This window comes from Priestia sp. KCTC 13724, from assembly GCF_056820425.1.
This window is the reverse complement of the sequence record NZ_JBXDLD010000040.1, coordinates 1-26,410: the sequence shown is the minus strand read 5'-3', so window position 1 is coordinate 26,410 and position 26,410 is coordinate 1. Positions and strand designations below refer to the sequence as shown.

General features: G+C 38.3%; 23 protein-coding genes and 1 pseudogene. 9 read left to right on the top strand and 15 right to left on the bottom strand.

What is annotated here, in order from left to right; genetic code table 11:
• The first annotated feature begins 68 nt into the window (after window positions 1-68).
• From AC1UFB_RS06275 to AC1UFB_RS06260, 4 genes and pseudogenes are all read left to right on the top strand, one after another.
• Entirely contained in the window at window positions 69-881 is an 813-nt protein-coding gene (locus AC1UFB_RS06275) for an amino acid ABC transporter substrate-binding protein (protein ID WP_061784697.1), read from the top strand.
• Window positions 865-1,188: pseudogene (locus AC1UFB_RS06270) on the top strand (ABC transporter permease subunit); the annotation flags it as partial. The gene AC1UFB_RS06275 and the pseudogene AC1UFB_RS06270, both read left to right, overlap by 17 nt.
• Before the next feature lie 27 nt (window positions 1,189-1,215).
• Entirely contained in the window at window positions 1,216-1,950 is a 735-nt protein-coding gene (locus AC1UFB_RS06265; protein WP_025907822.1) for an amino acid ABC transporter ATP-binding protein, read from the top strand.
• Window positions 1,951-2,059: 109 nt separating this feature from the next.
• Window positions 2,060-3,049, top strand: coding sequence for an acrylyl-CoA reductase family protein (locus tag AC1UFB_RS06260; RefSeq protein WP_138117384.1), 990 nt, complete (start codon window positions 2,060-2,062; stop codon window positions 3,047-3,049).
• A gap of 36 nt (window positions 3,050-3,085) precedes the next feature.
• Here the strand turns inward: AC1UFB_RS06260 and AC1UFB_RS06255 are convergent, their stop codons facing one another.
• Window positions 3,086-4,495, bottom strand: a complete 1,410-nt coding sequence (locus AC1UFB_RS06255; RefSeq protein ID WP_119544112.1) for a SpoVR family protein — start codon at window positions 4,493-4,495, stop codon at window positions 3,086-3,088.
• A gap of 247 nt (window positions 4,496-4,742) precedes the next feature.
• Here AC1UFB_RS06255 and AC1UFB_RS06250 point away from each other — a divergent pair, with 247 nt between their 5' ends.
• Complete coding sequence (locus AC1UFB_RS06250; RefSeq protein WP_061784700.1) at window positions 4,743-5,000, top strand: YhdB family protein; 258 nt, start codon at window positions 4,743-4,745, stop codon at window positions 4,998-5,000.
• Between the two features lie 189 nt (window positions 5,001-5,189).
• Entirely contained in the window at window positions 5,190-5,753 is a 564-nt protein-coding gene (locus AC1UFB_RS06245; protein WP_224840310.1) for a biotin transporter BioY, read from the top strand.
• A gap of 217 nt (window positions 5,754-5,970) precedes the next feature.
• On the opposite strand, the gene AC1UFB_RS06240 is transcribed toward AC1UFB_RS06245, so the two are convergent.
• The 6 genes from AC1UFB_RS06240 to AC1UFB_RS06215 all read right to left on the bottom strand — a co-directional run bounded on the left by AC1UFB_RS06240 (window position 5,971) and on the right by AC1UFB_RS06215 (window position 14,603).
• Window positions 5,971-7,722 (bottom strand): phospho-sugar mutase, encoded by a 1,752-nt coding sequence (locus tag AC1UFB_RS06240; protein WP_061784701.1) that lies wholly within the window; start codon window positions 7,720-7,722, stop codon window positions 5,971-5,973.
• Between the two features lie 192 nt (window positions 7,723-7,914).
• Window positions 7,915-9,594 carry a glycerol-3-phosphate dehydrogenase/oxidase gene (locus tag AC1UFB_RS06235; protein ID WP_061784702.1) on the bottom strand — a complete coding sequence of 560 codons (1,680 nt, stop codon included), beginning with the start codon at window positions 9,592-9,594 and terminating at the stop codon, window positions 7,915-7,917.
• Between the two features lie 225 nt (window positions 9,595-9,819).
• The gene (gene glpK, locus AC1UFB_RS06230; protein ID WP_025907829.1) at window positions 9,820-11,310 is read right to left on the bottom strand and encodes a glycerol kinase GlpK; all 1,491 of its coding nucleotides are present in this window, start codon (window positions 11,308-11,310) and stop codon (window positions 9,820-9,822) included.
• A 65-nt stretch (window positions 11,311-11,375) separates the two neighbouring features.
• The gene (locus AC1UFB_RS06225) at window positions 11,376-12,203 is read right to left on the bottom strand and encodes an MIP/aquaporin family protein (RefSeq protein WP_025907830.1); all 828 of its coding nucleotides are present in this window, start codon (window positions 12,201-12,203) and stop codon (window positions 11,376-11,378) included.
• A 217-nt stretch (window positions 12,204-12,420) separates the two neighbouring features.
• Window positions 12,421-12,975 carry a glycerol-3-phosphate responsive antiterminator gene (locus AC1UFB_RS06220; protein ID WP_025907831.1) on the bottom strand — a complete coding sequence of 185 codons (555 nt, stop codon included), beginning with the start codon at window positions 12,973-12,975 and terminating at the stop codon, window positions 12,421-12,423.
• A gap of 89 nt (window positions 12,976-13,064) precedes the next feature.
• Window positions 13,065-14,603: a GNAT family N-acetyltransferase gene (locus AC1UFB_RS06215; RefSeq protein WP_100348078.1), complete on the bottom strand. Its 1,539-nt coding sequence runs from the start codon at window positions 14,601-14,603 to the stop codon at window positions 13,065-13,067.
• A gap of 207 nt (window positions 14,604-14,810) precedes the next feature.
• On the opposite strand from AC1UFB_RS06215, the gene AC1UFB_RS06210 reads away from it, so the two are divergent.
• Window positions 14,811-14,972 carry a hypothetical protein gene (locus tag AC1UFB_RS06210; protein WP_156413469.1) on the top strand — a complete coding sequence of 54 codons (162 nt, stop codon included), beginning with the start codon at window positions 14,811-14,813 and terminating at the stop codon, window positions 14,970-14,972.
• Window positions 14,973-15,018: 46 nt separating this feature from the next.
• Here AC1UFB_RS06210 and AC1UFB_RS06205 read toward each other — a convergent pair whose 3' ends face one another.
• Window positions 15,019-15,420: a DUF5365 family protein gene (locus tag AC1UFB_RS06205; protein WP_025908490.1), complete on the bottom strand. Its 402-nt coding sequence runs from the start codon at window positions 15,418-15,420 to the stop codon at window positions 15,019-15,021.
• A gap of 151 nt (window positions 15,421-15,571) precedes the next feature.
• Here AC1UFB_RS06205 and AC1UFB_RS06200 point away from each other — a divergent pair, with 151 nt between their 5' ends.
• Complete coding sequence (locus AC1UFB_RS06200) at window positions 15,572-16,483, top strand: RluA family pseudouridine synthase (protein WP_281998576.1); 912 nt, start codon at window positions 15,572-15,574, stop codon at window positions 16,481-16,483.
• 136 nt (window positions 16,484-16,619) lie between these two features.
• Complete coding sequence (locus AC1UFB_RS06195) at window positions 16,620-17,810, top strand: dicarboxylate/amino acid:cation symporter (protein WP_062686555.1); 1,191 nt, start codon at window positions 16,620-16,622, stop codon at window positions 17,808-17,810.
• Between the two features lie 47 nt (window positions 17,811-17,857).
• Here the strand turns inward: AC1UFB_RS06195 and AC1UFB_RS06190 are convergent, their stop codons facing one another.
• The 7 genes from AC1UFB_RS06190 to AC1UFB_RS06160 all read right to left on the bottom strand — a co-directional run bounded on the left by AC1UFB_RS06190 (window position 17,858) and on the right by AC1UFB_RS06160 (window position 26,311).
• Window positions 17,858-19,879: a methyl-accepting chemotaxis protein gene (locus AC1UFB_RS06190; RefSeq protein WP_482588768.1), complete on the bottom strand. Its 2,022-nt coding sequence runs from the start codon at window positions 19,877-19,879 to the stop codon at window positions 17,858-17,860.
• 154 nt (window positions 19,880-20,033) lie between these two features.
• Window positions 20,034-20,909 carry a cation diffusion facilitator family transporter gene (locus tag AC1UFB_RS06185; RefSeq protein ID WP_206783046.1) on the bottom strand — a complete coding sequence of 292 codons (876 nt, stop codon included), beginning with the start codon at window positions 20,907-20,909 and terminating at the stop codon, window positions 20,034-20,036.
• 394 nt (window positions 20,910-21,303) lie between these two features.
• Window positions 21,304-22,032: a glycerophosphodiester phosphodiesterase gene (locus AC1UFB_RS06180; protein ID WP_061784705.1), complete on the bottom strand. Its 729-nt coding sequence runs from the start codon at window positions 22,030-22,032 to the stop codon at window positions 21,304-21,306.
• A gap of 68 nt (window positions 22,033-22,100) precedes the next feature.
• Window positions 22,101-23,441: an ABC transporter substrate-binding protein gene (locus AC1UFB_RS06175; protein ID WP_482588766.1), complete on the bottom strand. Its 1,341-nt coding sequence runs from the start codon at window positions 23,439-23,441 to the stop codon at window positions 22,101-22,103.
• A 13-nt stretch (window positions 23,442-23,454) separates the two neighbouring features.
• Window positions 23,455-24,267 (bottom strand): carbohydrate ABC transporter permease, encoded by an 813-nt coding sequence (locus AC1UFB_RS06170; protein ID WP_076513341.1) that lies wholly within the window; start codon window positions 24,265-24,267, stop codon window positions 23,455-23,457.
• Window positions 24,264-25,193 (bottom strand): carbohydrate ABC transporter permease, encoded by a 930-nt coding sequence (locus AC1UFB_RS06165; protein ID WP_225002102.1) that lies wholly within the window; start codon window positions 25,191-25,193, stop codon window positions 24,264-24,266. The genes AC1UFB_RS06170 and AC1UFB_RS06165 overlap by 4 nt, the downstream gene beginning before the upstream one ends.
• On the bottom strand, window positions 25,190-26,311 hold the full coding sequence (locus AC1UFB_RS06160; protein ID WP_100348081.1) for an ABC transporter ATP-binding protein: 1,122 nt from the start codon (window positions 26,309-26,311) through the stop codon (window positions 25,190-25,192). The genes AC1UFB_RS06165 and AC1UFB_RS06160 overlap by 4 nt, the downstream gene beginning before the upstream one ends.
• Window positions 26,312-26,410: the final 99 nt, after the last annotated feature.

The following is a 26,410-nucleotide window of genomic DNA, read 5'->3' as shown; positions in this document are numbered from 1 at the left end:
CTTATTTAATATCAATTACGCTATCAAGGAATATAATTCCTATCAAATTACTGGGTGTTTAACAAAAAATGAAAAAATCAGTTGCATTTTTATTCCTTTTATTAGCGTTCACAGTTGTCCTAGCAGCTTGTGGCTCAAATGACAAAGAAACAAATAACGCAAGTAAAAGTGATCAAGATTTATACGAAAAAGTAAAAGAGGATGGCGTTCTGACAATTGGAACAGAAGGTACGTATCCTCCATTTACGTTCCATGACGACGCTAATAAGCTAACAGGCTTTGACGTTGAAATTGCACAAGAAGTTGCAAAACGTCTTGGCGTGAAAGCTGAATTTAAAGAAACACAGTGGGATGGAATGTTTGCTGGTCTAGACGCAAAGCGCTTTGACATGATTGCTAACCAAGTTGGAATTCGCCCAGACCGTGAAGAAAAATACGACTTCTCTGACCCATACATTGAGTCTGCAGCGGTGCTGGTTGTTCGTGAAGACAATAATGATGTTAAATCATTTGAAGACATGAAAGGTAAAAAATCAGCACAATCACTCACAAGTAACTATGCTGATTTAGCAAAAAAATATGAAGCTGAGCTAGTGGGTGTTGAAGGATTCACGCAATCAGCAGAACTAATCGTTTCAAAACGTGTAGACGGTACAATTAATGATAAATTATCATTCTTAGACTATAAAAAGCAGCGTCCAAATGCACCTGTAAAAATTGTGGATGAAGCAGAAGACGCATCAGCAAGTGGATTAATGTTTCGCAAAGATAGCGGTAAGTTAGTGGAAGAAGTAAATAAAGCTTTAGCAGATATGCAAGAAGACGGCACATACGCTAAAATTTCTGAGAAATGGTTTGGTGAAGATGTTTCTCCTAAATAGTATCTTTACTGACCCTGAGCGTGCAGAGCGCTTACTCTCTATCGCTCAATCCTCCCTCTATCCAATGATAGAGGGAGCTATTCAATATACCATTCCACTAACGCTTATTTCATTTGTATTAGGCCTTATTTTAGCTATTCTTACAGCGCTTGGTCGCTTATCTTCTATAAAAATATTTACTATAATTGCGCGCGTATACGTGTCACTTATTCGTGGGACACCTTTACTTGTGCAATTATTTATTATTTTCTATGGATTGCCAACGCTAGACATTACAATTGATCCATTTATTGCTGCAATCATTGGCTTTTCATTAAAAAAGGAGTTTATTAGCGTGATTAACATTACGAACCTTCATAAATCATTTGATGATTTACACGTATTGCGAGGAATTGATTTAAACATAGAGCAAGGTAAAGTAGTGGTTCTAATTGGTCCTTCAGGTTCCGGAAAAACAACGTTTCTTCGCTGTTTAAACTTACTGGAACTTCCTACTAATGGTAAAATCATCATCGATAACCAAGAAGTCAGCTTTGAGAAAAATTTACCGAAGCAAAAGATAACGTCTTTTCGCAGCTTAACGGGAATGGTTTTTCAAAGCTACAATTTGTTTCCTCACAAAACAGCGCTTGAAAATGTCATGGAAGGACCTGTTATTGTAAAAGGTGTTCCAAAACAAAAGGCAAAAGAGCGCGCTGTTTCCCTACTACAAAAAGTTGGTCTAGGAGACAAAGTAAACTTTTATCCATTTCAATTATCAGGAGGACAACAGCAGCGTGTAGGTATCGCGCGTGCAATGGCTATGGATCCTAAAGTCATGCTATTTGATGAGCCTACATCTGCTTTAGACCCTGAGCTTGTAGGTGATGTGCTAAAAGCTATGAAAGATTTAGCAAAAGAAGGTATGACCATGGTCGTGGTTACACATGAAATGCGCTTTGCTCGCGAAGTGGCAGATGAAGTAATCTTTATGGACCAAGGCGTTATTATGGAGCGTGGAACACCAGAAGAGATCTTCCAAAAACCTAAAGAAGAGCGAACTCGTCGCTTTTTAAATATGATTCAGTAAAAGGCTGCTTAACCGCAGTCTTTTTCATTATCTGCATTACATTATACTTTTGACTTTTTGTCTTTTATAATAAACATAAGATTTATGATATGAAAGGAGACAAGAGGACATGCAAAATTTTAAAGCTCTTGTATTAACAAAAGAAGAAGAACAGGTTCATTCTCATATCAAAACGCTCACACTTGATGATTTACCACAAGGTGATGTCCTCATTAAAGTTCACTATTCAGGTATCAATTATAAGGATAGCCTAGCTAGCATTCCCAATGGAAATATCGTCAAAGCGTATCCATTTGTACCAGGAATTGATTTAGCAGGTACGGTTGTTACTTCGGATAACCCTCGCTTTAAAAGCGGTGATGAAGTGATTGCAACCAGCTATGAAATTGGAGTGTCTCATTACGGTGGCTATAGTGAATACGCTCGTATTCCTGCCGACTGGATTGTTCCTCTTCCCGATGGATTAACCTTAAAAGAAGCTATGATAATTGGAACAGCTGGTTTTACAGCTGCTTTATCTGTAAAGAAGCTAATTGATTCGGGCTTGAAACCACAAGATGGTCCTGTCCTAGTCACTGGCGCTACAGGTGGTGTGGGAAGCTTTGCGGTTTCTATTTTATCAACGCTGGGCTATGAGGTTGCTGCGAGCTCTGGAAAATCTTCTAGTGCCACCTATTTAACCAATCTTGGGGCTACCACTCTTTTAACTAGAGAAGATGTTTACAACGGAAAGGTCAAAGCACTCGCCAAAGGAAAGTGGGCTGCTGCAGTCGATAGCGTAGGCGGTGAAACGCTCGCAAGCGTGCTATCACAACTTCAATACGGTGGATCTGTTGCAGCTAGTGGCTTAACGGCTGGAACAGCTGTCCCAACTACAGTTTTCCCATTCATTTTACGTGGTGTGAACTTACTCGGTATTGATTCTGTCTATTGCCCAATGTCCCTTCGAAACGAGACATGGAGGCTGCTAGCAACAACTTTTAAGCCCTATCAGCTTGAAGACTTCATTCAAGAAGAAATCTCTCTTAATGATGTACCGAACCATCTTCCAACACTGCTTGAAGGAAAGGCTCAAGGTCGTATCCTCATTAAACTGTAAATACGCTAAAAGGAGAAGCGAATGCTTCTCCTTTCATTATAAGTGCTTTCGATGCACCGTTTTCCCGTCGTACGTAAATGCAATTGGCTTTTCTTCCATTACGGTTTCTAGATGCACTGGTCTCCCCCACAATTGATACAAGTATGGCACAACTTTTTCTAGATATTTAACATCCAGTTCAATTCCTTCATACCAATGTTTTAAGTATAACTCTCCATTTTTTAAGTAATCACCATTCGTGACTGTAATATATGGAAAACCACCATTTACGCGCATGTTAACAAGCTGATCTCGCACTTCTGTCCAGTCTTTATCCACAATTTTATAATCTTTCCCCTGTTTTTGAAATAAGTACATATCCTCTCTCATGACAAGGTCTTTTGTTAGGTAGTTTCGAATGAATGAAATATCAGATTCAACTTCCCTGACTTCAAACATTTTCTCTCGCCCTGAGCCTTTTTGAATGCCACGTCGTTGCATTTCAGCAGTAGGATTATCATAACGTTCTTCAATATCCTCAAAGATCTTCAAGCCTAAATAATAAGGGTTGATGCTTGTTCTGGACGGTTGGACAACACCTGCATTTAGCTTTGCAAACTCAATGGCCTCATCGCTTGTTAAGTCCATCTCACGAATGATTCGCTGATGCCAATAGGATGCCCAGCCTTCGTTCATAATTTTTGTTTCAAGCTGTGGCCAAAAATACAGCATCTCTTCTCTCATCATCGTTAAAATATCGCGCTGCCATTCTTCTAAATATGGGCTGTATTGTTCGATAAACAAAAGAATATCCTTCTCAGGTTGAGGTGGAAATTTCTTAAACGTTTCTACTTGACGGCTCTTCTTTTTCCCACGTGAATCCAGGTTCCATAAATCATCGTATGGTGATGACACCTCTTCCTGTTCTTCTTCTACATCATCCATGCTCCATGACAGCTTTGCTCTCATTAAGGATGGGTCAATATGCTCTTGAACCGATAGAATGGCATCTAAGAACTTCTCCACTTCTCGCTTTCCATATTGTACTTCATATTCTTTAATACGATCTGCAGTTGCAGCCATGCTTTCAACCATATCTCGCTTCGAGTTTGCAAAACGGCTGTTGTTTTTAAAGAAATCACAATGAGCTAAAACGTGGGCTACAATAAGCTTGTTTTGAATCAGTGCATTTGAGTTAAGTAAGAATGCATAGCAAGGATCTGAGTTAATAACCAGTTCATAAATTTTGCTTAAACCAAGGTCATAGTGGAGCTTCATTTTATAAAACTGCTTTCCAAAGCTCCAGTGAGAAAATCTTGTAGGCATGCCATATGCACCGAATGTATAAATAATATCAGCTGGACAAATTTCATATCTCATTGGATAAAAATCTAAACCAAAACCTGTTGCAATTTCAGTAATTTCGTCAATCGCTCGATGTAGTTGTTTATAGTCCGCTTCCTTCACTACAACTCCCCCTTTATATCCCTTAATTCAATCTATGTCCTAATGACACAAATCATGTGTTTTGAATCAGGTTCTTTATAAAAAATTAGGAAGGTAGTGTTTTACTTTTAGAAAAAATAATCGATTCTAATTTCATTTTGGCTCCCTAACCTTTATTTATACATTGGTCTTTTGACCAACATTTACAGGGGAACAAATTTCGTAAATGTCATACACTAATTTCAACTCCTCAAAAGGAGGACTGTTAATGGACACAATTGATTATGACCGTGCTTTATATTACACGAATCGATCACAATGGGATAACTTGTTAATTTTAATGGTTCGCACTCAAGATGATTTTCTTTCAAAGAAAATCGAACATTTTTTACACGCCTACAACTTTGAACGAAACTATCGAGTAATTCAAGAAGAACTGTATTCGTTATTGCGTTATATTGACCATGCTTCAGAGCTTTCAGAGCACAACCTGAATGATTTTGTGGCAGTGGATCCCTTAACGTAACATTACCTATAGATAAAAGAAGAGGCTTTCCTCTTCTTTCTTTTTTGTGAACCTGTATAAAAAATAAGTTGACATAAATAATCATTTACACGTACAATTTGAGTATCATTGACTATCTTACATATGAAGGAGAAGATTACTTTGAGTGGAAAACTTCGTTTTCGTACACTTGATTTAACATTAGCAGGGATGTTCGCAGCTCTCATGGCTATTGGTGCAAATATTACATCTTGGGCACCATTCTTACAGGTAGCTGGCGTTCCACTGTCTATGCAGCCATTTTTCGTAATACTAGCAGGGATTTTATTAGGAAGTCGCTTAGGGGCTATTTCCATGATTGTATACTTCCTTGTGGGGCTTGCAGGAGCACCTGTATTTGCTCAGTTTAAATCAGGAGCTAGCGTTTTATTTGGCAGTACGGGCGGCTTTTTATTATCATATATCGTTGCTGCCTATGTGGTGGGGAAAATTATTGAATGGAAAGGGAAACCTCACCTTTCAGTATTTATAAGCGCTTCGCTTGCAGGTATTGCCATTATCTATATCATTGGAACAACGTATATGTACATGGCCGTTAACTATTGGTTAGAAGCTCCAGCAATGAGCTACGCAACAGCTTGGAAAGTTATGCTTTGGTTTGGTGTAAAAGACATTATCTTTACGATTATAGCGGCGTTAATTGCGCCTCGAATTTATAAAGCTTTAACAGCTTCTCCTTATTACAAAGGAATTCATTCAAATAAAGCTGTATAGAAAAGAGGCTGGGACATAAGTAATTCAGCCAATGATAAACCTGAACGATTGAGAGTTTCTCACTTTTAATCGTTCAGGTTTTTTGGTTGATTGTGAAAACAATGTTGGAGTGGCCGTAGCGCAATGGAACGAACGTGTTGAGACAAACTAAAGAGATGGAAACAGCGAGTGTTCGTCTTTTAGAAGCAATCATTTTGTTATGTCCCAAACTCTTTTTTTAAGCGTTCACGCGATTAATAACTTCTTCTACTTGATTCATAACGGCTTTTTGAACCTCAGCTAACTGGTTAGCGCTCGCTTGCTCATCCTTGGTTACGACACCAAAATAAAACTTAACTTTTGGTTCTGTACCAGATGGACGTAAGCAGAACCATGAACCATCTTCTAGTACATATTTAAGTACGTTTGATTTTGGAAGCTCAATATCTTCTACTTTTCCACTTTCAACAAACTGACGAGTTCCTAGCGTATAGTCTTCAAGAACAGATACTTTAAGACCTGCAATCTCTTTTGGTGGCTCATTTCTAAACGTCGCAAGAATATGTTGAATTTGTTCAGATCCTTCTTTTCCTTTTAACGTTAATGACTTTAATCCTTCTTGATAGAAACCGTATGTTTCAAAAATTTGATGAAGTGCTTCGTAAAGCGTCATACCTTGCTTTTTGTAATACGCGCATACTTCAACTGCTAACACAGCAGCTTGCACCGCATCTTTATCACGTGCAAAGCTACCAATTAAATAACCATAGCTTTCTTCATAACCAAATTGGAATTCGTATTCCCCTGTTTGCTCGTATTGCTTGATTTTTTCTCCAATAAACTTGAACCCTGTTAGCGTGTCGACAACATGTAAGCCAAACGAACGAGCAATCTCAGCTCCTATTTCTGATGTTACGATTGTTTTTAATACAACACCGTTTTCAGGAAGCACACCTTGTTCTTTTTTCTGAGAAAGCAAGTAGTGAAGTAAAATTGCTCCCGTTTGGTTTCCTGTCAGCAATGCATATTCACCGCTTGAATCCTTCACAGCAATTCCTAATCGATCGGCATCTGGATCTGTAGCAATCAATAAATCTGCATCGATTTCTTTTCCTTTGTTCACAGCATATTCAAACGCTGCTTTCTCTTCAGGATTCGGTGATTTTACTGTTGAGAAATTAGGATCTGGTAACTCTTGTTCTGCAATAACAGTTACGTTCGTATAACCGATTGTTTCTAACGCTTTTCGAACCGGTTTATTAGCCGTACCGTGAAGTGGTGTAAAGACCACTTTTAATTCTGGACCTATCTCTTGTGCTAAGCTAGGATTTAATAAGATGGTTTTGAGCTTCTCATTATACGCTTCATCTATGGAAGCACCAACCATTTCAATCAAACCAGCTGACTTCAACTCTCGCTCTTCTTTTACTGACAGCTCAAGTTCGTTTTCAACAGCATTTACGTATCCTACAAGCTCATCTGCTTCTTTTGGAGGCAGCTGACCACCATCTGGACCATATACTTTATAACCGTTGTACTCAGGGGGATTATGACTCGCTGTAATAACAATCCCACCAAAAGCACCTAATTGACGAACTGCAAAAGATAGCTCCGGCGTTGGGCGAAGCTCATCAAATACGTATGTTTTAATCCCTTCAGTTGCAAGCGTTTTAGCAGCTTCCATCGCAAATTCTGGCGATTTATGTCTTGAATCGTAAGCGATAACAACTCCTTGCGTTTTCGCTTCTTCACCTGCAGCAGCAATGTAGTCTGCAAATCCTTTTGATGCTTTACGAATTGTATACAGGTTCATACGGTTAGTACCTGGACCAATTTCGCCACGCATTCCACCTGTACCAAACTCTAAGTTTTTATAGAAACAATCTTCCAGCTGTTTCTCATCCGCTTTAATGTTTGCTAACGCTTCCTTTAACTCTTCATCTAAATGTACATTTTCAATCCAAGATGTGTATACTTGCTTCCAGTTCATGAAAAAAGCCTCCTCATCAATACCTTTATGTATGAAAAGAGAAAAACGACAAATGTCGCCTTTCCCTTTAAAATGACATGTCATACCTTGTCAATATTGTAACGCAATATGATAAAAATTCGATGAAAGAATCGAATTTTCTGCTATTACTTCTTACGCAATTGACAATTTTTGAAATACAGTACTATTGTATCATGAAATATCAGCGATTTGGCTACCTTTTTCATCAACTGGCACAACTGCATCATGTAAATGTTTGTTAAGCTCTTGGCTATACTCAGACGTTTGCTGAGGCGTCCAGCTTAGCTCTTGTGCCATGTATTTAATAACGGCTTCTTTCCACTCACGAACCCAAGCAATATCAAAGAATAACGCGCCTGTACGACGGATGAATAAATCGATTGGCTTTGTCACCATCTCTTCTTCTATTCCATACTGTACTTGTAAAAATACGCTTGTCGGTAAGTTACTTGCCTTCATTTTATCCTTGTAGTCTGTCATGTAGCGATATAATACATCAATGTTAGAACCATAACGCTTAACAAGCTTTGTAGCTGCTTCAGGTGACAACCCCAGCTCTACGCCAACTTTCACTTTTTCCTCGACAAATTTCGGGAAGTTTTTAGAACCACCCACATCTCCTCCAGAAATTGGTAAATATTTTGTTTGACTTGGCTTAAACGTAGCTCCTTCTGCTTTTAACTGCTCTGCAACTGTGTTTACCACAAGCTCTGCCATTTTGCGATACCCAGTTAACTTACCTCCAGCAATCGTAATTAGACCTGAATGTGATGTCCACACTTCATCTTTACGTGAAATCTCAGATGGATCTTTTCCTTCTTCATGAATTAATGGTCGCACACCAGCCCAGCTTGATTCAACGTCATCAACAGTAATGTTTACTGTTGGGAACATGTAATTGATTGCTTCAATTACGTATTCACGATCTTTCACAGTCATTTGTGGATGTCTTGCATCTTCTTTATAAACTGTATCCGTTGTTCCAACGTATGTTTTACCATCACGCGGGATAGCAAACACCATACGCCCATCTGGTGTATCAAAGTAAATAGCTTGTTGCAGTGGAAAACGCTTTTGATCAATTACTAAGTGAATGCCTTTTGTTAACTGTAACTGCTTTCCTTTTTTTGAATTGTCTTTTTCACGTAGAGAATCAACCCAAGGACCAGCTGCGTTAACAATTTTTTTCGCATGAATTTTGTACGATTTTTTCGTGATTTGATCAACAACAACTGCGCCAATAACCGTTCCGTTGTCGTAAATAAATTCCTCTACTTTTGTGTAGTTCACTAAATCTGCACCGCGACTTGCTGCTTCTTTCGCTACTTCAATTGTTAGTCGTGCATCATCTGTCTTGTATTCAACATAATAGCCGCCACCTTTTAAGTCCTGTGACTTTACAAGAGGCTCACGCTTTAATGTTTCTTCAGCACTGAACATTTTACGGCGCTCAGAGCGTTTAACACCTGCTAGATAATCATATACGCGTAGTCCTACAGATGTTGAGTACTTTCCGAACGTACCTCCTGTATGAAACGGTAGTAGCATCCACTCTGGTGTTGTTACGTGCGGACCATTCTCATACACAATTGCACGCTCTTTCCCAACTTCCGCAACCATTTTAACTTCAAACTGTTTTAAATAACGCAGACCACCGTGCACGAGCTTTGTCGAACGACTTGATGTTCCAGATGCAAAGTCTTGCATCTCAACTAATGCTGTTTTCATTCCGCGATTTGCTGCATCTAAAGCAATTCCTGATCCTGTAATACCTCCACCAATAACAAGTAAATCATATTTTTGAGTTGTCATTTCTTCTAATTTATTTACACGCGTTTTGCTTGAAAACATTTGTCATTCCCCTTTTCTTTTTTCATTTTTTTACAGTTATCTAAAAAAAGAGACCACAAATCGCATATGTATAACATATGGATTCGTGGTCTCTCCGATTCTCCAACCAAATTATTAACTTGTTTTTAGTATAGCATAACCATGATTCATTTTAAAGGTTTTTCCTCTATCTCAGTAGGAATTTTTCAATTTTAAAACGCAAAATAACAATATTTACATTTACTTTTATTTAAACGCCATCGCTGCGTTAACTGCTTTTTTCCAACCTGCATATAAGTCCTCACGACGGCTTTCTTCCATATCAGGTTCAAACGACTTTTCCATATTCCACTGCTGCGCAATCTCTTCGCGATCTTTCCAGTAGCCTACAGCCAGACCTGCAAGATAAGCTGCTCCTAACGCCGTTGTTTCATTAATTTCAGGACGCTCAACCGGCACGTTTAACAAGTCGCTTTGGAACTGCATTAAGAAGTTGTTTTTAACTGCTCCACCGTCTACACGAAGGGTTTTTAATGTAATGCCTGAATCAGCTTCCATTGCGCTTAGCACGTCTTTTGTTTGATATGCTAATGCTTCTAGCGTAGCTCGAATAAAATGCTCTTTTTTTGTACCTCGCGTTAAGCCAAACATGGCACCGCGAACATCACTATCCCAATACGGTGTGCCCAGACCTACAAAAGCAGGAACCATGTATACACCATCTGTTGAATCTACGCGATTAGCATATTTTTCTGTTTCTTTTGCATCCTTAAACATGCGCAGCCCATCGCGAAGCCACTGAATGGCAGAACCAGCTACAAAGATACTTCCTTCTAGTGCATACTCAACTTTTCCATCTACGCCCCAAGCTAGCGTTGTTAAAAGCCCATGATCAGACTTAACGGCTTTTTCACCCGTGTTCATTAACATGAAGCACCCAGTTCCATACGTGTTCTTCGCCATTCCTTTTTCATAGCATGCTTGTCCAAATAAAGCTGCTTGCTGGTCCCCTGCTGCTCCTGCAATTGGAATGTGGTGACCAAAGAAATGGTAATCAACCGTATGCCCATACACTTCTGATGATGGCTTGACCTCAGGTAACATTGATTTTGGCACTGATAAGATATCCAATAGCTCATCATCCCATTGTAAATCGTAAATATTAAACATTAGTGTACGAGACGCATTCGAGTAATCGGTTACATGAGCTTTTCCTCCAGATAACTTCCAAATCAGCCATGTATCAATTGTACCGAACAAAAGCTCACCGTTTTCAGCTTTCTCGCGTGCACCTTCAACATTATCTAAAATCCATTTTACTTTTGTACCTGAGAAGTACGCATCAATTAACAAACCTGTTTTTGAACGAAACGTATCGTTGTATCCTTTTTCTTTTAGCTCTTCACAAATGCCTGCTGTTTGACGAGATTGCCATACAATTGCATTATAAACCGGCTTACCTGTTGCTTTTTCCCACACAACTGCTGTTTCACGCTGATTTGTAATTCCAATTGCTTCAATTTGTTTAGGCGTTACCCCTGATTCTGATAAGCAAGAAGCGATAACTGATAAAATAGAGCCCCAAATCTCGTTAGCATTATGCTCTACCCAACCTGGATTAGGAAAGTATTGAGTAAACTCTTTTTGAGCAACGTGAACAATTTCTCCTTTTTTATTAAATAACATTGCACGAGAGCTTGTTGTTCCCTGGTCCAATGATAAAATGTATTTTTCCATATTTTATTTCCCCTTTTCGTATCATTTCTTTTATTTTACTCTGGCTCTGATTAAAACGCATTCATTTATTTAATAGCGCTTTTCTTTACCATTCCTGGTGCATTTTTTTCTTTTGATAAACCATATATTCCTGCAAATACTATTACTACAATTGTTAATACAATCCATAATGCACTGCCTGTTTGGTTTTTAAATGCTGCAAGGTAAAATACTGCTCCTAACGATCCACCTATTACAGGTCCTAACACAGGTACCCAAGCGTAACCCCAGTTTGATGATCCTTTTCCCGCAATCGGTAAAATTGCATGTGCAATACGGGGACCTAAGTCACGCGCAGGGTTAATAGCATAACCAGTTGTACCACCGAGTGATAAACCAATACTTATAATAAGAAAACCTACAATTAATGGGTTTAATCCTTCTGTAAACTCGTTTGCTCCAATTGTTAATAAGCCAACCACTAGAATAAATGTGCCAATTGTTTCACTTAATAAGTTTGAAAATGGATTTGGGATAGCTGGCCCTGTTGCAAAAATACCTAATTTTGTTCCTTGGTCAGCTGTTTCTCTCCAATGCGGTAGATAGTGTAAATATGTTAATGTTGCTCCTAAAATTGCACCAATCATTTGTGCTAGTATATAAAGTGGTACTTCCTTCCACGAAAAATCTCCGACAATGGCTAATCCGATTGTTACAGCTGGATTTAAGTGAGCACCACTAATGTTACCAACTGCGTATACAGCCATTGCAACAGCTAGTCCCCAACCAAACGTAATAACAATCCAACCTGAATTTGCTGCATATGATTTTTTTAAATTAACGCCGGCACAAACTCCAGCACCTAATATAATTAAAATCATCGTGCCAATTACTTCACCTAAAAATGGACTCATATAAAAACCCTCCTTCGGTCTAATAAGAAATCGTTTACAACGATAAGAGAATAAAAAAATCCACCATACTTCCCTCTAAATTCATGTATATAAATTTAAAGAGCTATATCGTGGATCTCCTATTCTCCGTCACATGTATTAACTTGTTTACAAGTTTACTAGCTATTGAAAGCGTTGTCAATACATTTCCGACAAAAAATTCAAACTTCATAACTCTTTATTTAAATGTATTCCACAATTGTTTATTCGAAGTAGTGACTGCAGCTGCACCTGCAGCGATTGCATTCTTTACTTCTTCTTCCGTTCGAATAAGACCACCTGCGAGAACTGGTATCCCGGTTTCTTCCGCTACCTCTTTAAGAAGTGATGGAATAATCCCTGGTAGCAGCTCAATAAAATCTGGCTCGACCTTTTTAATGAGTTCATAGCTTTTCTTAAGGGCTGTACTATCTAGCAAAAAGACGCGCTGAATGGCATAAATACCTCGCTGTTTCGCTTTTAAGATCACGTTGGTACGAGTGGAGATAATGCCAGCTGGCTTCAATTCTTGACATAGAAAGTCGACTGCATATTCATCTTGCTTTAGGCCATGTATTAAATCGAGATGAATAATCATTTTTTTTTGATGACGATGAACTTCTTTCATAATGCCTCGCAGTAATCCCACTTGGTTATCTAACAAAACGCCATACTCATATTCACTTGCTAAAAAACGTTCCAACTGCTTCATATCACGTACAGCAGGCAAAACGGATTGTCCATGAAAACTCATGTTTTCCCCTCACTCTGTTTATTTATTTCTTTATATTATGACAAAAGATGAGCAAAAAAACACCATGCATTTGCATGGTGTAAAATAATTTACTTTTTATATTTAATATTATAGACGTCATGTCTACGATCTTTTAACTGACGAACTGTTCCTGACTGGCGCTGTCTGCGTAAAATCTCAAGATCAACGTCCCCAATCACAACCATCTCAATATTTGGATTACATTCCCCTACAATACCATCTCTTGCAAACTCAAAATCGGAAGGGGCAAAGATAGCTGATTGCGCGTATTGAATATCCATATTTTCCGTTTCTGGTAAATTCCCTACTGTTCCTGCAATTACGGTGTAGATTTGGTTTTCCACAGCGCGTGCCTGAGAACAATAGCGAACACGTAAGTAACCTTGACGGTCTTCCGTACAGAAAGGTGTAAAGATAATGTTAGCTCCTTTATCCGTTGCGATACGTGCCAGTTCAGGGAACTCAATATCGTAGCAAATTTGGATCGCGATTTTCCCGCAATCTGTATCAAATACTTCGACATCATTTCCTGGACTAATGCCCCACCATTTGCGTTCATTTGGCGTAATATGAACTTTATACTGTTTCTCAATTGTTCCATCTCTGCGGAATAAATACGCAATATTAAAGATATCACCGTCATCTTCTTCAACAAAGTGTGAACCGCCAATAATGTTTACGTTGTATTTTACAGCTAACCCTGTAAAAAGCTCAATATATTCTTCCGTGTACTCTGTAAGGCGCTGAATTGCTTTACTTGGAATTTGCTCATCTAAAAATGACATAAGCTGCGTTGTGAATATTTCTGGGAATACGCAAAAATCTGCTTTTGCATCATACGCAACGTCTGTATAGTACTCCACTTGAGTAGCAAATTCTTCAAACGAATTGATTTGCTTCATCATATACTGCACAACACAAATACGCACTGGGAATGATGTTTTAAAATGACGCTTTGAACGTCGTACATAGTCTACGTTATTCCATTCCATGAGCGTTGCGTATTTATTAGAAGCTAAATCATCTGGCAGGTAGCCAGGATTGATGCGCATCAAAGTAAAACCGTTCATTAATTGAAACGATAAAACAGGGTCATAGATTTTATGATGAATTACCTGTTCTACATATTCACGAGGGGACATTTCTCCTGAATGCTTATGGTAGTTAGGAATGCGCCCCCCAATAATAATACTCTTTAAGTTCAGTTCACGTGCTAAATCTTGGCGCGCTTCATATAGTCGTCGTCCAATTTTCATGCCTCGATAATTTGGATGAACCATCACTTCAATCCCATATAGGTTATAGCCTTCTGGATTATGATTTGTAATATACCCTTCGTCTGTAATATCATCCCATGTATGCTGGTCATCATACTCATCAAAGTTGACGATCAAGCTTGAACATGAACCAATAATTTCACCGTCAAACTCTGCGCAAATTTGACCTTCTGGAAAAATTTCTAGGTGGCTTTCTAACTGTTCACGCTTCCACGGCTCCATCCCTGGGAATGATAGTTTTTGAAGTGCTAAAATTGCATCTATATCAGAGTGTTTAACGTTTCGGATAATCATTTTTTTCTCAAACTTTGACAAATCTATTGTTGACATATTTAACAACCCTCTTTCGCACATAGCTGAGAATTTAGTTTCCCTTTTTTTCATTATATTAAACAAAATTAAAAATTCTAACTATTCAACATCCTAAAAGAGGCTGGGACATAAGTAATTCAGCCAATGATAAACCTGAACGATTGAGAGTTTCTCACTTTTAATCGTTCAGGTTCTTTTGATTGTGAAAATAATGTTGGAAACAGGGTGGAATGGAGCGTAGGACACTCGACTCCTGCGGGAAAGAGAGGGAAAACTGAGATCCCGCAGCGCAGCGAGGAAGCTCAGGTTCCTCCCCGCGGAAAGCGAGTGGCCGTAGCGCAATGGAACGAACGTGTTCAGACAAACCAAAAAGATTGGAACAGCTAGTGTTCGTCTCTTAGAAGCAATCATTTTGTTATGTCCCAAACTCATTTTAATGATAATATTCAGTTTGAGATGAGGTCTGTGAATAGGATACAAGTAAATTTTCTCGTTCAAATAGTTCAATAGATAAAGGAAAGATAAACCCGAATTTACTGAGTATTCTAACATTTTTACTGAATCGATCACGATCACTCTTTTCAATTGGACGATGTTGAATCGATTCAACTAAAGCAATAACCGTTTGTAAACTACTAATGACTTGCAATGCTTCATCAAGTAATCCATTATATAATGGGTTAGACTCATCATGATGACCAAGTAAATAATGATTATGAATATGCTGTAGCCGTTCATCTGATACATATTGAGGTAATAAATCGTATAGAAGTTGTTCCGTTAATTCTTCTATGTAATGTTCCATCTCAGCTGGAGCTGCACATGCAATTTTCAACGTTGCCCCTCCTTTTATAAAACAAGTTTATATACGTAGGATAACATAAATAAAAACAAAGAAGGTAAGGTAGTTATTTCCTCCTAAAAAAAGGAACTTCCGCACTTGTTGAAATCTACCATAATTCATGAAAGAAAAGGATGAGATAAGCGTGAATGTACAGAGTGAATGGGTAACAATTCCCATTACTAAGCAAGACAATCAGTTAACAATTGAAGAATATTTAAAAGAAAAGTGGCATCTTCCTAAAAAAACGATGCATTTATTTCGAATGAATAAAAGCATCAAAATAAACGGGGAAACGCTATCGTGGAATTACGTGCTACAAGAAGGAGATAAAGCCGACCTTCATCTTTACAGTCCAGAAGAGCATACGATTAAGCCGTATCCTCTGCAGCTTGAGATTTTGTATGAAGACCCTCATGTGTTAATTATAAATAAACCGCAGGGCCTGGATACGCACCCTTCATCTCCTGAGGATACTAAGACGCTGTTAAATGCCGCTGCTTATTATTTTTCTAAGCAAGGTTTATATACAAAACCCCGACATGTTCATAGGCTTGACCGCGATACGTCAGGAGCTATTCTATTTACAAAACACAGTATTGCTAGTTCTGTATTCGACCAACTGCTTGCGCAGAGAAAAATTAAGCGATCATACGTTGCTCTTGCACATGGACTATTTGCTAGAAAACAAGGAACAATTTCAGAACCAATTGGGAAAGACCGTCATCACTCTACAAGGCGAAGAGTCTCAAAATCCGGGCAAGCTGCAGTTACTCATTTTCAAGTGTTGACACAAAATAAGTCAAAAAACGAAACGCTCGTCTCACTTATGCTTGAAAGTGGACGCACGCATCAAATTCGCGTGCATTTAAGTTTTATTGGCCATCCTTTAATCGGTGACACCTTGTATGGTGGACGCAAACAAAGTGGTCAAAAGCAAGCTTTACATGCCTTTAAACTAGCCTTTTGGCACCCGTTTACAGATGAACATATTTGCATAACAGCAAAAACGAATCAGGCTCCGTTAATTCCTTACAACCAGTATTTTCAAAGATAAAACAGCTTTGTTCTACACGCTTAGTGTTGAACAAAGCTGTTTTTATTTGCCCTGAACAAAATTCCCTCTTAACATTTCGTTACTCTTTCTGTATAATACATTCTTAGAAAACATTTGTACTTCACAGGAGGACATCATGAAAAAAATTGGGCTTTTACCACGGATTATTCTGGCCATTTTTGCCGGTGTTGTAATCGGAAGCTTTATGCCGGGATGGTTTGTTCGTATATTCGCTACGTTTAATGAAATATTTGGAAACTTTTTAGAATTTGCAATTCCTCTCATTATTCTTGCATTCATTGCTCCAGGAATCGGAGAGATTGGAAAGGGAGCAGGAAAGTATCTCGGATTAACAACTGCTCTAGCCTATGGATCCACAGCAATAGCTGGATTATTGGCTTATCTTGTTGCCCATAATTTATATCCGGTTATGTTGAATAACTCCATTCAATCCTCTGCGTTTGAAAACCCTGAGAAAGCATTATTAAAACCTTTCTTAGAGCTTGAAATTCCGGCTCCAATGGAAGTGATGACAGCACTTGTTTTAGCTTTTACTCTGGGGCTAGGCATGGCCGCTATTAAAAATGATTCATTAAAAAAAGTAATGATTGATTTCCGTTCGGTTGTGGAACTACTCATCGGTAAAGTCATTATTCCTTTATTGCCCATTCACATTCTGGGGATTTTCGCTAACATGACACAAGGTGGTCAAGTGCAAACAATTGTGAGCGTTTTTGCAAAGGTGTTTTTGATGATTTTAATTCTGCATTTTGCTATTTTACTTATTCAATACAGTGTATCTGGCACGTTGATTAAGAAAAACCCGCTTGCTTTATTAAAAAATATGATGCCAGCTTATTTTACAGCACTTGGTACGCAGTCATCCGCTTCAACAATTCCCGTTACAATGGAACGTGCGAAAAAGAACGGAGTAAGCGATAAAGTAGCTGATTTTTCAATTCCATTACTAGCAACGATTCACTTGTCAGGAAGCACTATTACCATTGTTTCATGTGCAATGGCGGTACTGTACATCAATGGTACAGAAGTGGCGTTTGGGACAGTCTTACCTTTCATTTTAATGTTAGGTGTTACAATGATTGCTGCACCGGGTGTACCAGGTGGTGGCGTTATGGCTTCTTTAGGTTTACTGCAAACAATGCTAGGTTTTGATGCGACGATGGCTTCTCTCATGATTGCACTATACATGGCTCAAGACAGCTTCGGAACAGCGTGTAACGTAACTGGAGACGGAGCGATTTCACAATTAGTTAATCGCTTTACTTCTAAGAAACCCAAAGCTGAATCCATTCAAAAAGCTAGCTGAATTTGACACTAAAAAGCACAGCCTGTGAGGCTGTGCTTTTTAGCTGTTTATTCTGCTTTTGCGCTCTCTTCAATTTTAAATTGATGAATCATTTTCATTAGCCCTTCACTTAGCTCTTGAAGATGTTCAGCTGATTCAGACACGGTGGAAATAGCTCGAATTTGCTCTTCAGTCGATGCAGTAATTTCTTCTGTTCCTGCAGCTGACTGTTGCGCTATGGCAGCAATACTTTGAATCGATGCTACCACACCATCTTTATGGGTATCAATTTCTTGCATATTATTCATTACATCTTGAATGGATGTAACGACCTGTTCAATATTTTGAGCGATATCATGGAACGATTGCTCTGTATCCGTTACAGCTCCTTCTTGCGCTACTGAAAGCTCTTTTGTGTGATCAAATTCTTGACGAGCCACGGCAACTTCTTTTTGAATACTAGCAATTGTTTGACGAACCTTCTCTGTTGCAGTAGATGACTGTTCAGCCAATTTACGTACTTCTTCCGCCACTACAGCAAACCCTTTTCCATGTTCCCCTGCTCTAGCAGCTTCAATGCTCGCATTTAACGCAAGTAAATTTGTTTGATCTGAAATATCATTAATCGTATGAATAACATATTCAATTTCTTGCATTTTATCCGTCAGTTCATTGATAACAACTTGAACTGATTCAATCGTTTTAGCAGATTGATTCGTTTGTTCACGCAGCGACTGTACTTGATGTAAGCCATGCGTATTTGCTTGAATGGCTTCATTAGTTAGCGTATTAATCTTCGTATTTTTGTCAATTACCTGCTCAATTTGAGCTGATAAACTCATCGTTTTATGGTTGGTTGAATCAGCATCAGAAGCCTGCTGCGTCGCTCCGCTTGCAATTTCATGAATCGCTCTTCCTATCTCTTCACTAGATGCCGTCGCTTCTTCTGATACTGCACTTAAATTTCCCACAGAAACCTTGACTGTTTCCACAGATTCTTGAACGGCTGCAATCAATTGGCGATTGCGCCCTACCATCACGTTGAACAAATTGGTCAGTTGACCAATTTCATCTTTAGATTTGGTTTCAATATGAACCGTTAAATCTCCCTCTGCTACTTTCGCAACTTCTTCTTTTAATCGAACGATTGGCTTTGTCATGCTTTTTGAAATAAAGAAGATTAGTAGGATTGATAATAAGACCCCAACAGCCGCGATAATCATAATGATGTTCAGAAGTTGCTTGTCACTGCTGAGCATCTCATCATAAATAAAGGCGTTTCCTATTTTCCATCCCGTGTCTTCGATTGTATCAAAAGCTAAAATACACTCTTCTCCTTTAAACTCATAGCGAATGAAGTCTTTATCCTTTGCATAAACAGCATCCATAAACTCTTCTTGTCTCAAGTTGTTTCCTCTTTCTGTAGGATGAGCCAATGCGACACCTTGTCGGTCAAATAAAAAGCCGTATCCACCATAATTCACTTCAGCTTCTGTAATCATGCTGTTTAATGCGTTCAGCTCTAAGTCCATTGCTATAACACCCAAGCGTTGATTTGTTTTGGGATCATCAATGGTTTTAGCAATAGTCACGACAGTTTTGCCAGTAGATGCATCTTCATAAGGCTCTGTATAAATAACTTCTCCAGGACTTTCAACGGCTTGTTTATACCAAGGTCTAGCAGTTGGATCATAGTCTGCATCATATTCTAGCGTCGGAACCGTGTACATTCCTTTATTTTCTGTTCCAATATACTGAAGCGCCATATTTGGATATTTTTCACTGACTTGCTGAAATTCCTTTTGAACCGTTTGCCAGCTAAAGTAGCTGTCTTTTTGTGGCTCTTTTTCTTCTTTTAGAAAATTAACCAGTACGTCGTTTTCACTATACTCAGCTACTTTACGACTATACATTTTCAAATAATTACCGATATTTGTTTTGAGCTCTCCCACGAGCGTTTGTGATTGTACCTGCACATCGTGTTCAATTTGCTTTTTCGTAAATTGATAAACAATTCCTGAAACCAGCAATAATAAGATGATGATAATCGATGTGAAGAATAAAATCATTTTGGTGCTTAATTTTTTCATGCTCTCACCCTTCTACATTACATTCATTAATTCACTGTCCTCTTTTATAACGGATACTTGTCTGAAAATGTGAAGAGTTTTAAAATACTTTTTTCTAACAATCAATTTTTCTCAAAAGAAAAAAGAGTGCTTTCCCTAAAGAAAAACACTCTTTTCACGTTAACTTTCTTGATACATCCGGCTCAATATGTACCAGCGTATCTTTAATTTGATACTCGTCGCTCATCATATGTTCTATCTTATCAGCAATTTGATGACTATTAATGACATCTAGATAAGGATCGACCTTCACCGTTACATCTAAAACAACGTGATTCCCTAGCATTCTTGCTTTAACATCGTGAACTTCATTAACTCCGTGAACTTCAGAAATAACTTCTTTATAATGCAACAACTGCTCTTGATCAAACCCGTCTGTAAGGGAATGTGTCACTTCTTTAAAGATTTCTACAGCCGTCTTACAAATGATGAGTCCAACAATGATAGCTGCTACCAAGTCAATCCACGGTAATCCAAACTGAGAGCCGACAATTCCAATAACAGCGCCAATGCTGACTAATGCATCTGATAAATTATCTTTTGCTACGGCTCGAAGCGACTGACTGTTTAGCTTATTAGCAAGCATAATGTTATAACGATAGACAAAGAACATAATAACTGCGGCTGCCAGCCCTACCCATGCAGCTAACAGATTAGGAGCTTCCACTTCTTTTAGAAAGATAGATTGTCCTGCATCAGCAAGAACTTGTAAACCAATAACCATCATAATAAATGACGCGATTAAAGAAGCGATATGCTCTGCACGCGAATGTCCATATGGATGATCATGATCTCGAGGCTTTTGAGAGATTTTCAATCCAACTAATACAGCGATTGAAGCAATAATATCCGTTACGTTATTTAAACCATCCGCTTTTAAAGCGAATGAACTAGTAATGAATGCAATGACTAACTTACAAATTGATAATGTAATATATGAGACAATGCTAACCCATGCACCTTTTTGAGCTTGTTCATAATAATTTTCCACACTGTTCGCAACCTTTCTCAACAAAATGAGCAAAACTAGTGTACCAAAGGAGTTTCGTGTGGGTCTATAGAAACATTGTTGACTCTTAACACGTAAATAGAGCCTATTAAACTATTTAGTTTTATGGAAAAGAAGTTGTATTTGTACAACTTGAAAAGAGGCTAGGCCATAACTAAATGATTCTTTCTCAAATACGAATCATGACGTCTCTACAATAGTTAGATTGTAAGAACAAATTCGTTCCATCATGCTACAGACAATCCTTCTACTCTAATAGTTTTTTAACTTATTTTCGAAACCAACAAAAATATCCGAACTACCAAAAGGATTTACCTCTCAACAGTTTGGATATCTCATCAACTGAAATAATTATGTCCCAGCCTTTCTCATTTACTTATATCCTGCTACTCATTTCCAAATCATCCGTCATAATAACCTCTACACCTTCATTGATAAGCTGAAGAAACAAATGCTTGTCGTTAACCGTATATACGCGAAGCTCTAGTCCAGACGCTTGTGCTCTTTTTCCTTCTGCTGAAAATGCATACTGAGGCTCACAGTGAAGGCCACTTGCCTGAATAGTCAAAGCTTTTTCAACCGCTTTGTTATCGATTCCTTCAAATAGAAATCCTAGTGAAATATGTGGATGTATAGACCTAACTTTCACCAAGCTTTTGTAGTTAAAAGATGAGATAATGACTTGGTTCACAAGCTCATACTCTTCTATAAGCTCTAGCACCTTTTCTTCCAGAGCTTCATACGCTATCACATCATTTTTTAACTCAATATTAAGGGTTAACTGACTCTTTGTACTAACTATCCATTCAAACACATCTCGAAGCGTAGGAATAGCCTCCTGGTGAAACGCCTTATGAAACCAAGTTCCGGCATCAAATAAAATAATTTGCTTTAAGAAAAAGTCTTGAACATAGCCGATACCATTAGTAGTTCGATTTATTTCTTCATCATGAATAACAACGACTTCTCCATCTTTTGTGAGCTGTACGTCTAATTCAATACCACTTACGTTTCTCTGCCTAGCTTCTTCAAATGCTCGCATCGTATTCTCTGGAAATTGGCTGCTAAACCCTCTATGAGCATACACCTTTGTTTTTTTGATCATACCGATTCCCCTTATTATGTAGAATAAAAGCCCGCTTGATTTTTCATAAACGGGCCTTATACCATTTCTTATTTTTGATTCGCTGCTTCAAGAGAACGATTGGTCTCTTCTGCTGCTCGATCTAAAGCTTCTTGTGGTTTAACACCCTGATATAAACTTTCCATCCCCGATACAATTTTCTGACGAGATTCTGGGAAAACAGAAATCAGCGCACCTTGTGTTGCTGGAGACGGCTTTGTCTGGCTCAATTGGTCAACCGTTACTTTTAATTGAGGATATTTCTCCCATTCCTTTTTTACAATATCCTGCTCGTATGCTTTTGGATTAATAGCAAAATACCCTGTTTCTACATGCCATTTCGCCTGAGCTTCAGGTGTTGCAAGATATTTCATAAAATCCCATGTTGCCTTTTGCGTTTCTTCACTGATTCCATTCGACATCCATAAAGAAGCTCCCCCAATAATAACACCTTGGCGATCTTCTTCTTTTGGAACTGGTAAATAGGCTACCCCCACTTCGAACGGCGCATTATCAATCAACGTTTTGACACCTGCTGATGAATCTAAGAACATCGCAACTTTCTTCGATTGGAACGCGGCTCGAATGTCATCCCAATTCTGACCTACATTATAAAAAGTACCGTCGTTATACATATCTGAAATCAGATTAAAAGCGTTTAACCCTTCTTTTCCATTGAATACTGCTTTCTCAGCGTTACCGTTGCGTCCGTTTTCATTATCAACATACAAACCGCCTTGTGCAGCTACTAGCTCTTCAAAAAACCAACCATAATTTAAAATAGAGAACCCGTACTGCGTTGTTTGATTTCCTTTTTTCTTTGTTAATTTTTCTGCTACTTTTTGTAGCTCATCATAAGTCGTTGGTGCTTTTTCAGGATCTAACCCAGCTTCTTTAAATGCATCTTTGTTATAAACAAGAACAGGCGTTGACGAATTAAAAGGCATTGAATACTGTTCACCATCTACTTGATAGTAGCTTGAAATATTTTGTTCCCACTGAGAGGTATCATAGTTTTCTTCATCAATAAACTTCTGAACAGGCTGAATTTTCCCGCTATCAATCATATATTTTGTTCCTACTTCAAATGTTTGCATAACAGCAGGCGCATCTTTTGTGCCTGCTACCGTGTTGAATTTTGTTAATGCCTCTTCATACGTTCCTTGAAACATTGGTTTTACTTCTACTTCATCCTGTGATTTATTGTAATCGTCTACCATCGTATTTAAAACTTTTTCTAAGTCACCACTCATCGCATGCCAAAAGACAACTTCTGTTTTACCATCCTCTGTTTTCTTTGTTTCTTGTACTTCAGAACCACTACTCGAGTTTGAACACGCTGCAACAAGCATTAACATACAAGCACTAAGTATTGCTAACCATTTTTTCATTACTGTCACTCCCTTATTTAATTGCACCTTGTGTAAGACCTTTTTGAAGTCGTTTTTGACCTAAGAATAGAAGCAATAATGTCGGTAAAATCACCACAACAACCGCTGCCATCACCACCCCCCAATCAGTTGAAATCTCTTGTGTTTGCATTTGCTTTAAACCAATTTGTACTGTTCGTGCCTCTTCAGTGTTGGTAACAAGAAGTGGCCACAAGTACATGTTCCAAGTCGTTAAAAAGCTATAGACTCCTAATGTAACTAAGCTCGTCTTTGAAACTGGTAGTACGACCTTCCAAAAAAATCGAAATCGACTAATTCCAGCAACTTGAGAAGCTTCATACAGTTCATGAGGGATTGTCTTAAACTGTTGTCGTAATAAAAACGTTCCAAACGCTAAAGCAAAAAACGGAATCGTTAAGCTAAGATGGCTATTTAACCAACCAAGCTTTTGAACAGTTAAAAAATTTGGAACCATCGTCGCTTCCCACGGTATCATCATCGTGGAGATAAAGAGAAAAAATAATGCTTCTCTCCCTTTAAATGAGATAAACACAAAAGCAAAAGCAGCAAGACTGGAAACAATAATCTGACCAAACATAACTGAAATGGATACGATAAAACTGTTAACTAAATAGTTTAAAAGCGGAACTCGCTCAAAGGCCGCTCTGTAATTATCGAACGTAAAGGAAGTTGGTAAAATCTTTCCTTCTAGTACTTGTGCCCCGGTCATAAAGCTGATGGAAAAAGCGTATAGAATGGGAAATACGATAATGAAAGTCGATATAATTAGCAACGTATACGTGATAAACTTTCTGGTTTTGCTCATTGATAGTGAACCTTCCTTTCGCCTAGTTTAAATTGAAGGACGGTTAAAAGCAGAATGCAAAAGAATAAGATAACGGCCTGTGCACTTGCAGATCCAACATTATAATTGATAAAGGCATCTTTATAGATAGAGTACACGATTACGTTTGTTGAATCTGTCGGACCTCCTTTGGTTAAAATGTCGATTTGCCCAAAGGTTTGAAACGCGTTAATAAACGAAACGGTAATGATAAAAAAGAGTGTTGGAGATAGCATTGGAATTGTGATTTTCCTTAGTTGATACCAATAACTTACCCCTGCAATTTGTGCGTTTTCATATAGCTTTTCATCGATATTTTGCAACCCACCAAGCAAAATTAAAAATGTAAAACCAACGTTCATCCAAATGGTTGAAATCGAAACTGCAATAAGCGAAAACTTTGGATCAAGCAGCCATTGAACTCCTTGAACCCCTACCGTATTGAGGGCTTTATTTATAATGCCAATGGCCGGATTGTACATAAACATCCAAATAACAGATGATGCCGCTACGCTCATACCCATTGTCGATGAAAACATCGTGCGAAAAAAGCCAATTCCTTTTAACTTTTCATTGGCGATTAAAGCTAAAAATAAAGCGATAATAATCCCAATGGGGACCGTGTATAAAACAAATAAAAAGGTAGCTTTCATACTTTGTAAGAAATTAGGATTCGATAGTAAATTCACAAAGTTATCCACCCCTATAAACCTTATGGGAACACCTTGACTATCTGTTATAAATAGGCTTAAATACAGCGTGCGAAGCATAGGATAGAAAAGAAACACGCCAAATAAAAGGATAGACGGCAATAAGTAAATTAAGCCTTCTAACAACGATGAACGTTCTCGAGAAGCAGGCTTTTGTTGTATCACCTCAGCATTTGATAGCTTTGGTATAGCACTCATGCTAACTCCTCCTCAACCGTATGTGACGTAATATGCTTTGTATCTTGATGCACGCATTCACCGGTTTCAGAGTGAAATAAAAAGATATCTTTCGGATCAATATAAATCGGAATCTCATCGCCGACAGCAATGTTCCATTGACCATTCCATCTTGCAACCCATTGTTCAGTTGAACCAACTGTAAAAGTAATTAGTGTTTCCGTTCCTAAGATTTCTACGTTTACAACCTTTACTAACAGACTTGGCTCTTCCCCTTTTGCCAGCTTCACTTTTTCTGGTCTTACTCCAACGATTAAATCTTTGTATTCCGTCATCAATTCAATAGACATGGGGTATGAAAGTGACTGGCCCTGTTCAAAGACTAGCTGATGTGAATGCACCTGTACCGTTGCTAGATTCATAGGAGGCCCTCCAATAAATGAAGCAACGAACGTATTGCTAGGTGAATTATAAATATCTAAAGGCTTTCCTACCTGTTGGATATGTCCACCGTTTAAAATCATCATGCGGTCTGCCATTGTCATAGCTTCTGTTTGATCATGTGTTACATAAATCATTGTGATACCTAGCTTGCGCTGAAGCTGCCGAATTTCGGACCTCATTTTGGCACGAAGCTTTGCATCTAGATTTGATAATGGTTCATCCATTAAACATATGGGTGCCTGCGTAACAATTGCTCGTGCTAGCGCAACACGCTGACGCTGTCCACCAGAAAGCTGTTTTGGTTTACGATTCAAAAGTTGGTCAAGCCCCAAAAGCTCAGCAGCTTCTTGACAGCGCTTTCTTTGCTCTATTTTAGATATCTTCTTTGTATGCAATCCAAAGGTGATGTTTTGTTCTACGGTTAAATGCGGATATAACGCATAATTTTGAAATACCATTGATAAGTTGCGCTGACTTGGTAACAAGCCATTTGCTTTTTCTTCTCCAATAAACAAATTTCCTTCTGTAATTTCTTCAAGTCCAGCAATCATGCGGAGCATCGTGCTTTTTCCACATCCAGATGGTCCAACCAAGACGAAAAATTCTCCTGCTTCAATGGTGACGTTGATATCGCTAATGACATTTGTTTTTTGATCATATGATTTTTTAAAATTTTGCAGTTGTACTCTCTTCATATCATCACTCCCTTTTTTTACTTTACGGACCTATATAAGTTGAATTAAAGGATTACGATTACTCTCTGTTGAAGTATAAGGGTAACACTTACCAATGAA

Excerpts from the sequence above, each read along its gene's own strand:
- AC1UFB_RS06240 (WP_061784701.1), bottom strand. The coding sequence starts at position 7,722 with ATGAACTGGAAGCAAGTATACACATCTTGGATTGAAAATGTACATTTA.
- AC1UFB_RS06190 (WP_482588768.1), bottom strand. The coding sequence starts at position 19,879 with ATGAAAAAATTAAGCACCAAAATGATTTTATTCTTCACATCGATTATC.
- AC1UFB_RS06260 (WP_138117384.1), top strand. The coding sequence starts at position 2,060 with ATGCAAAATTTTAAAGCTCTTGTATTAACAAAAGAAGAAGAACAGGTT.
- glpK (WP_025907829.1), bottom strand. The coding sequence starts at position 11,310 with ATGGAAAAATACATTTTATCATTGGACCAGGGAACAACAAGCTCTCGT.
- AC1UFB_RS06170 (WP_076513341.1), bottom strand. The coding sequence starts at position 24,267 with ATGAGCAAAACCAGAAAGTTTATCACGTATACGTTGCTAATTATATCG.
- AC1UFB_RS06245 (WP_224840310.1), top strand. The coding sequence starts at position 5,190 with ATGTTCGCAGCTCTCATGGCTATTGGTGCAAATATTACATCTTGGGCA.
- AC1UFB_RS06215 (WP_100348078.1), bottom strand. The coding sequence starts at position 14,603 with ATGTCAACAATAGATTTGTCAAAGTTTGAGAAAAAAATGATTATCCGA.
- AC1UFB_RS06220 (WP_025907831.1), bottom strand. The coding sequence starts at position 12,975 with ATGAGTTTTCATGGACAATCCGTTTTGCCTGCTGTACGTGATATGAAG.
- AC1UFB_RS06235 (WP_061784702.1), bottom strand. The coding sequence starts at position 9,594 with ATGTTTTCAAGCAAAACGCGTGTAAATAAATTAGAAGAAATGACAACT.
- AC1UFB_RS06180 (WP_061784705.1), bottom strand. The coding sequence starts at position 22,032 with ATGATCAAAAAAACAAAGGTGTATGCTCATAGAGGGTTTAGCAGCCAA.
- AC1UFB_RS06195 (WP_062686555.1), top strand. The coding sequence starts at position 16,620 with ATGAAAAAAATTGGGCTTTTACCACGGATTATTCTGGCCATTTTTGCC.
- AC1UFB_RS06165 (WP_225002102.1), bottom strand. The coding sequence starts at position 25,193 with ATGAGTGCTATACCAAAGCTATCAAATGCTGAGGTGATACAACAAAAG.
- AC1UFB_RS06225 (WP_025907830.1), bottom strand. The coding sequence starts at position 12,203 with ATGAGTCCATTTTTAGGTGAAGTAATTGGCACGATGATTTTAATTATA.
- AC1UFB_RS06160 (WP_100348081.1), bottom strand. The coding sequence starts at position 26,311 with ATGAAGAGAGTACAACTGCAAAATTTTAAAAAATCATATGATCAAAAA.
- AC1UFB_RS06250 (WP_061784700.1), top strand. The coding sequence starts at position 4,743 with ATGGACACAATTGATTATGACCGTGCTTTATATTACACGAATCGATCA.
- AC1UFB_RS06175 (WP_482588766.1), bottom strand. The coding sequence starts at position 23,441 with ATGAAAAAATGGTTAGCAATACTTAGTGCTTGTATGTTAATGCTTGTT.
- AC1UFB_RS06275 (WP_061784697.1), top strand. The coding sequence starts at position 69 with ATGAAAAAATCAGTTGCATTTTTATTCCTTTTATTAGCGTTCACAGTT.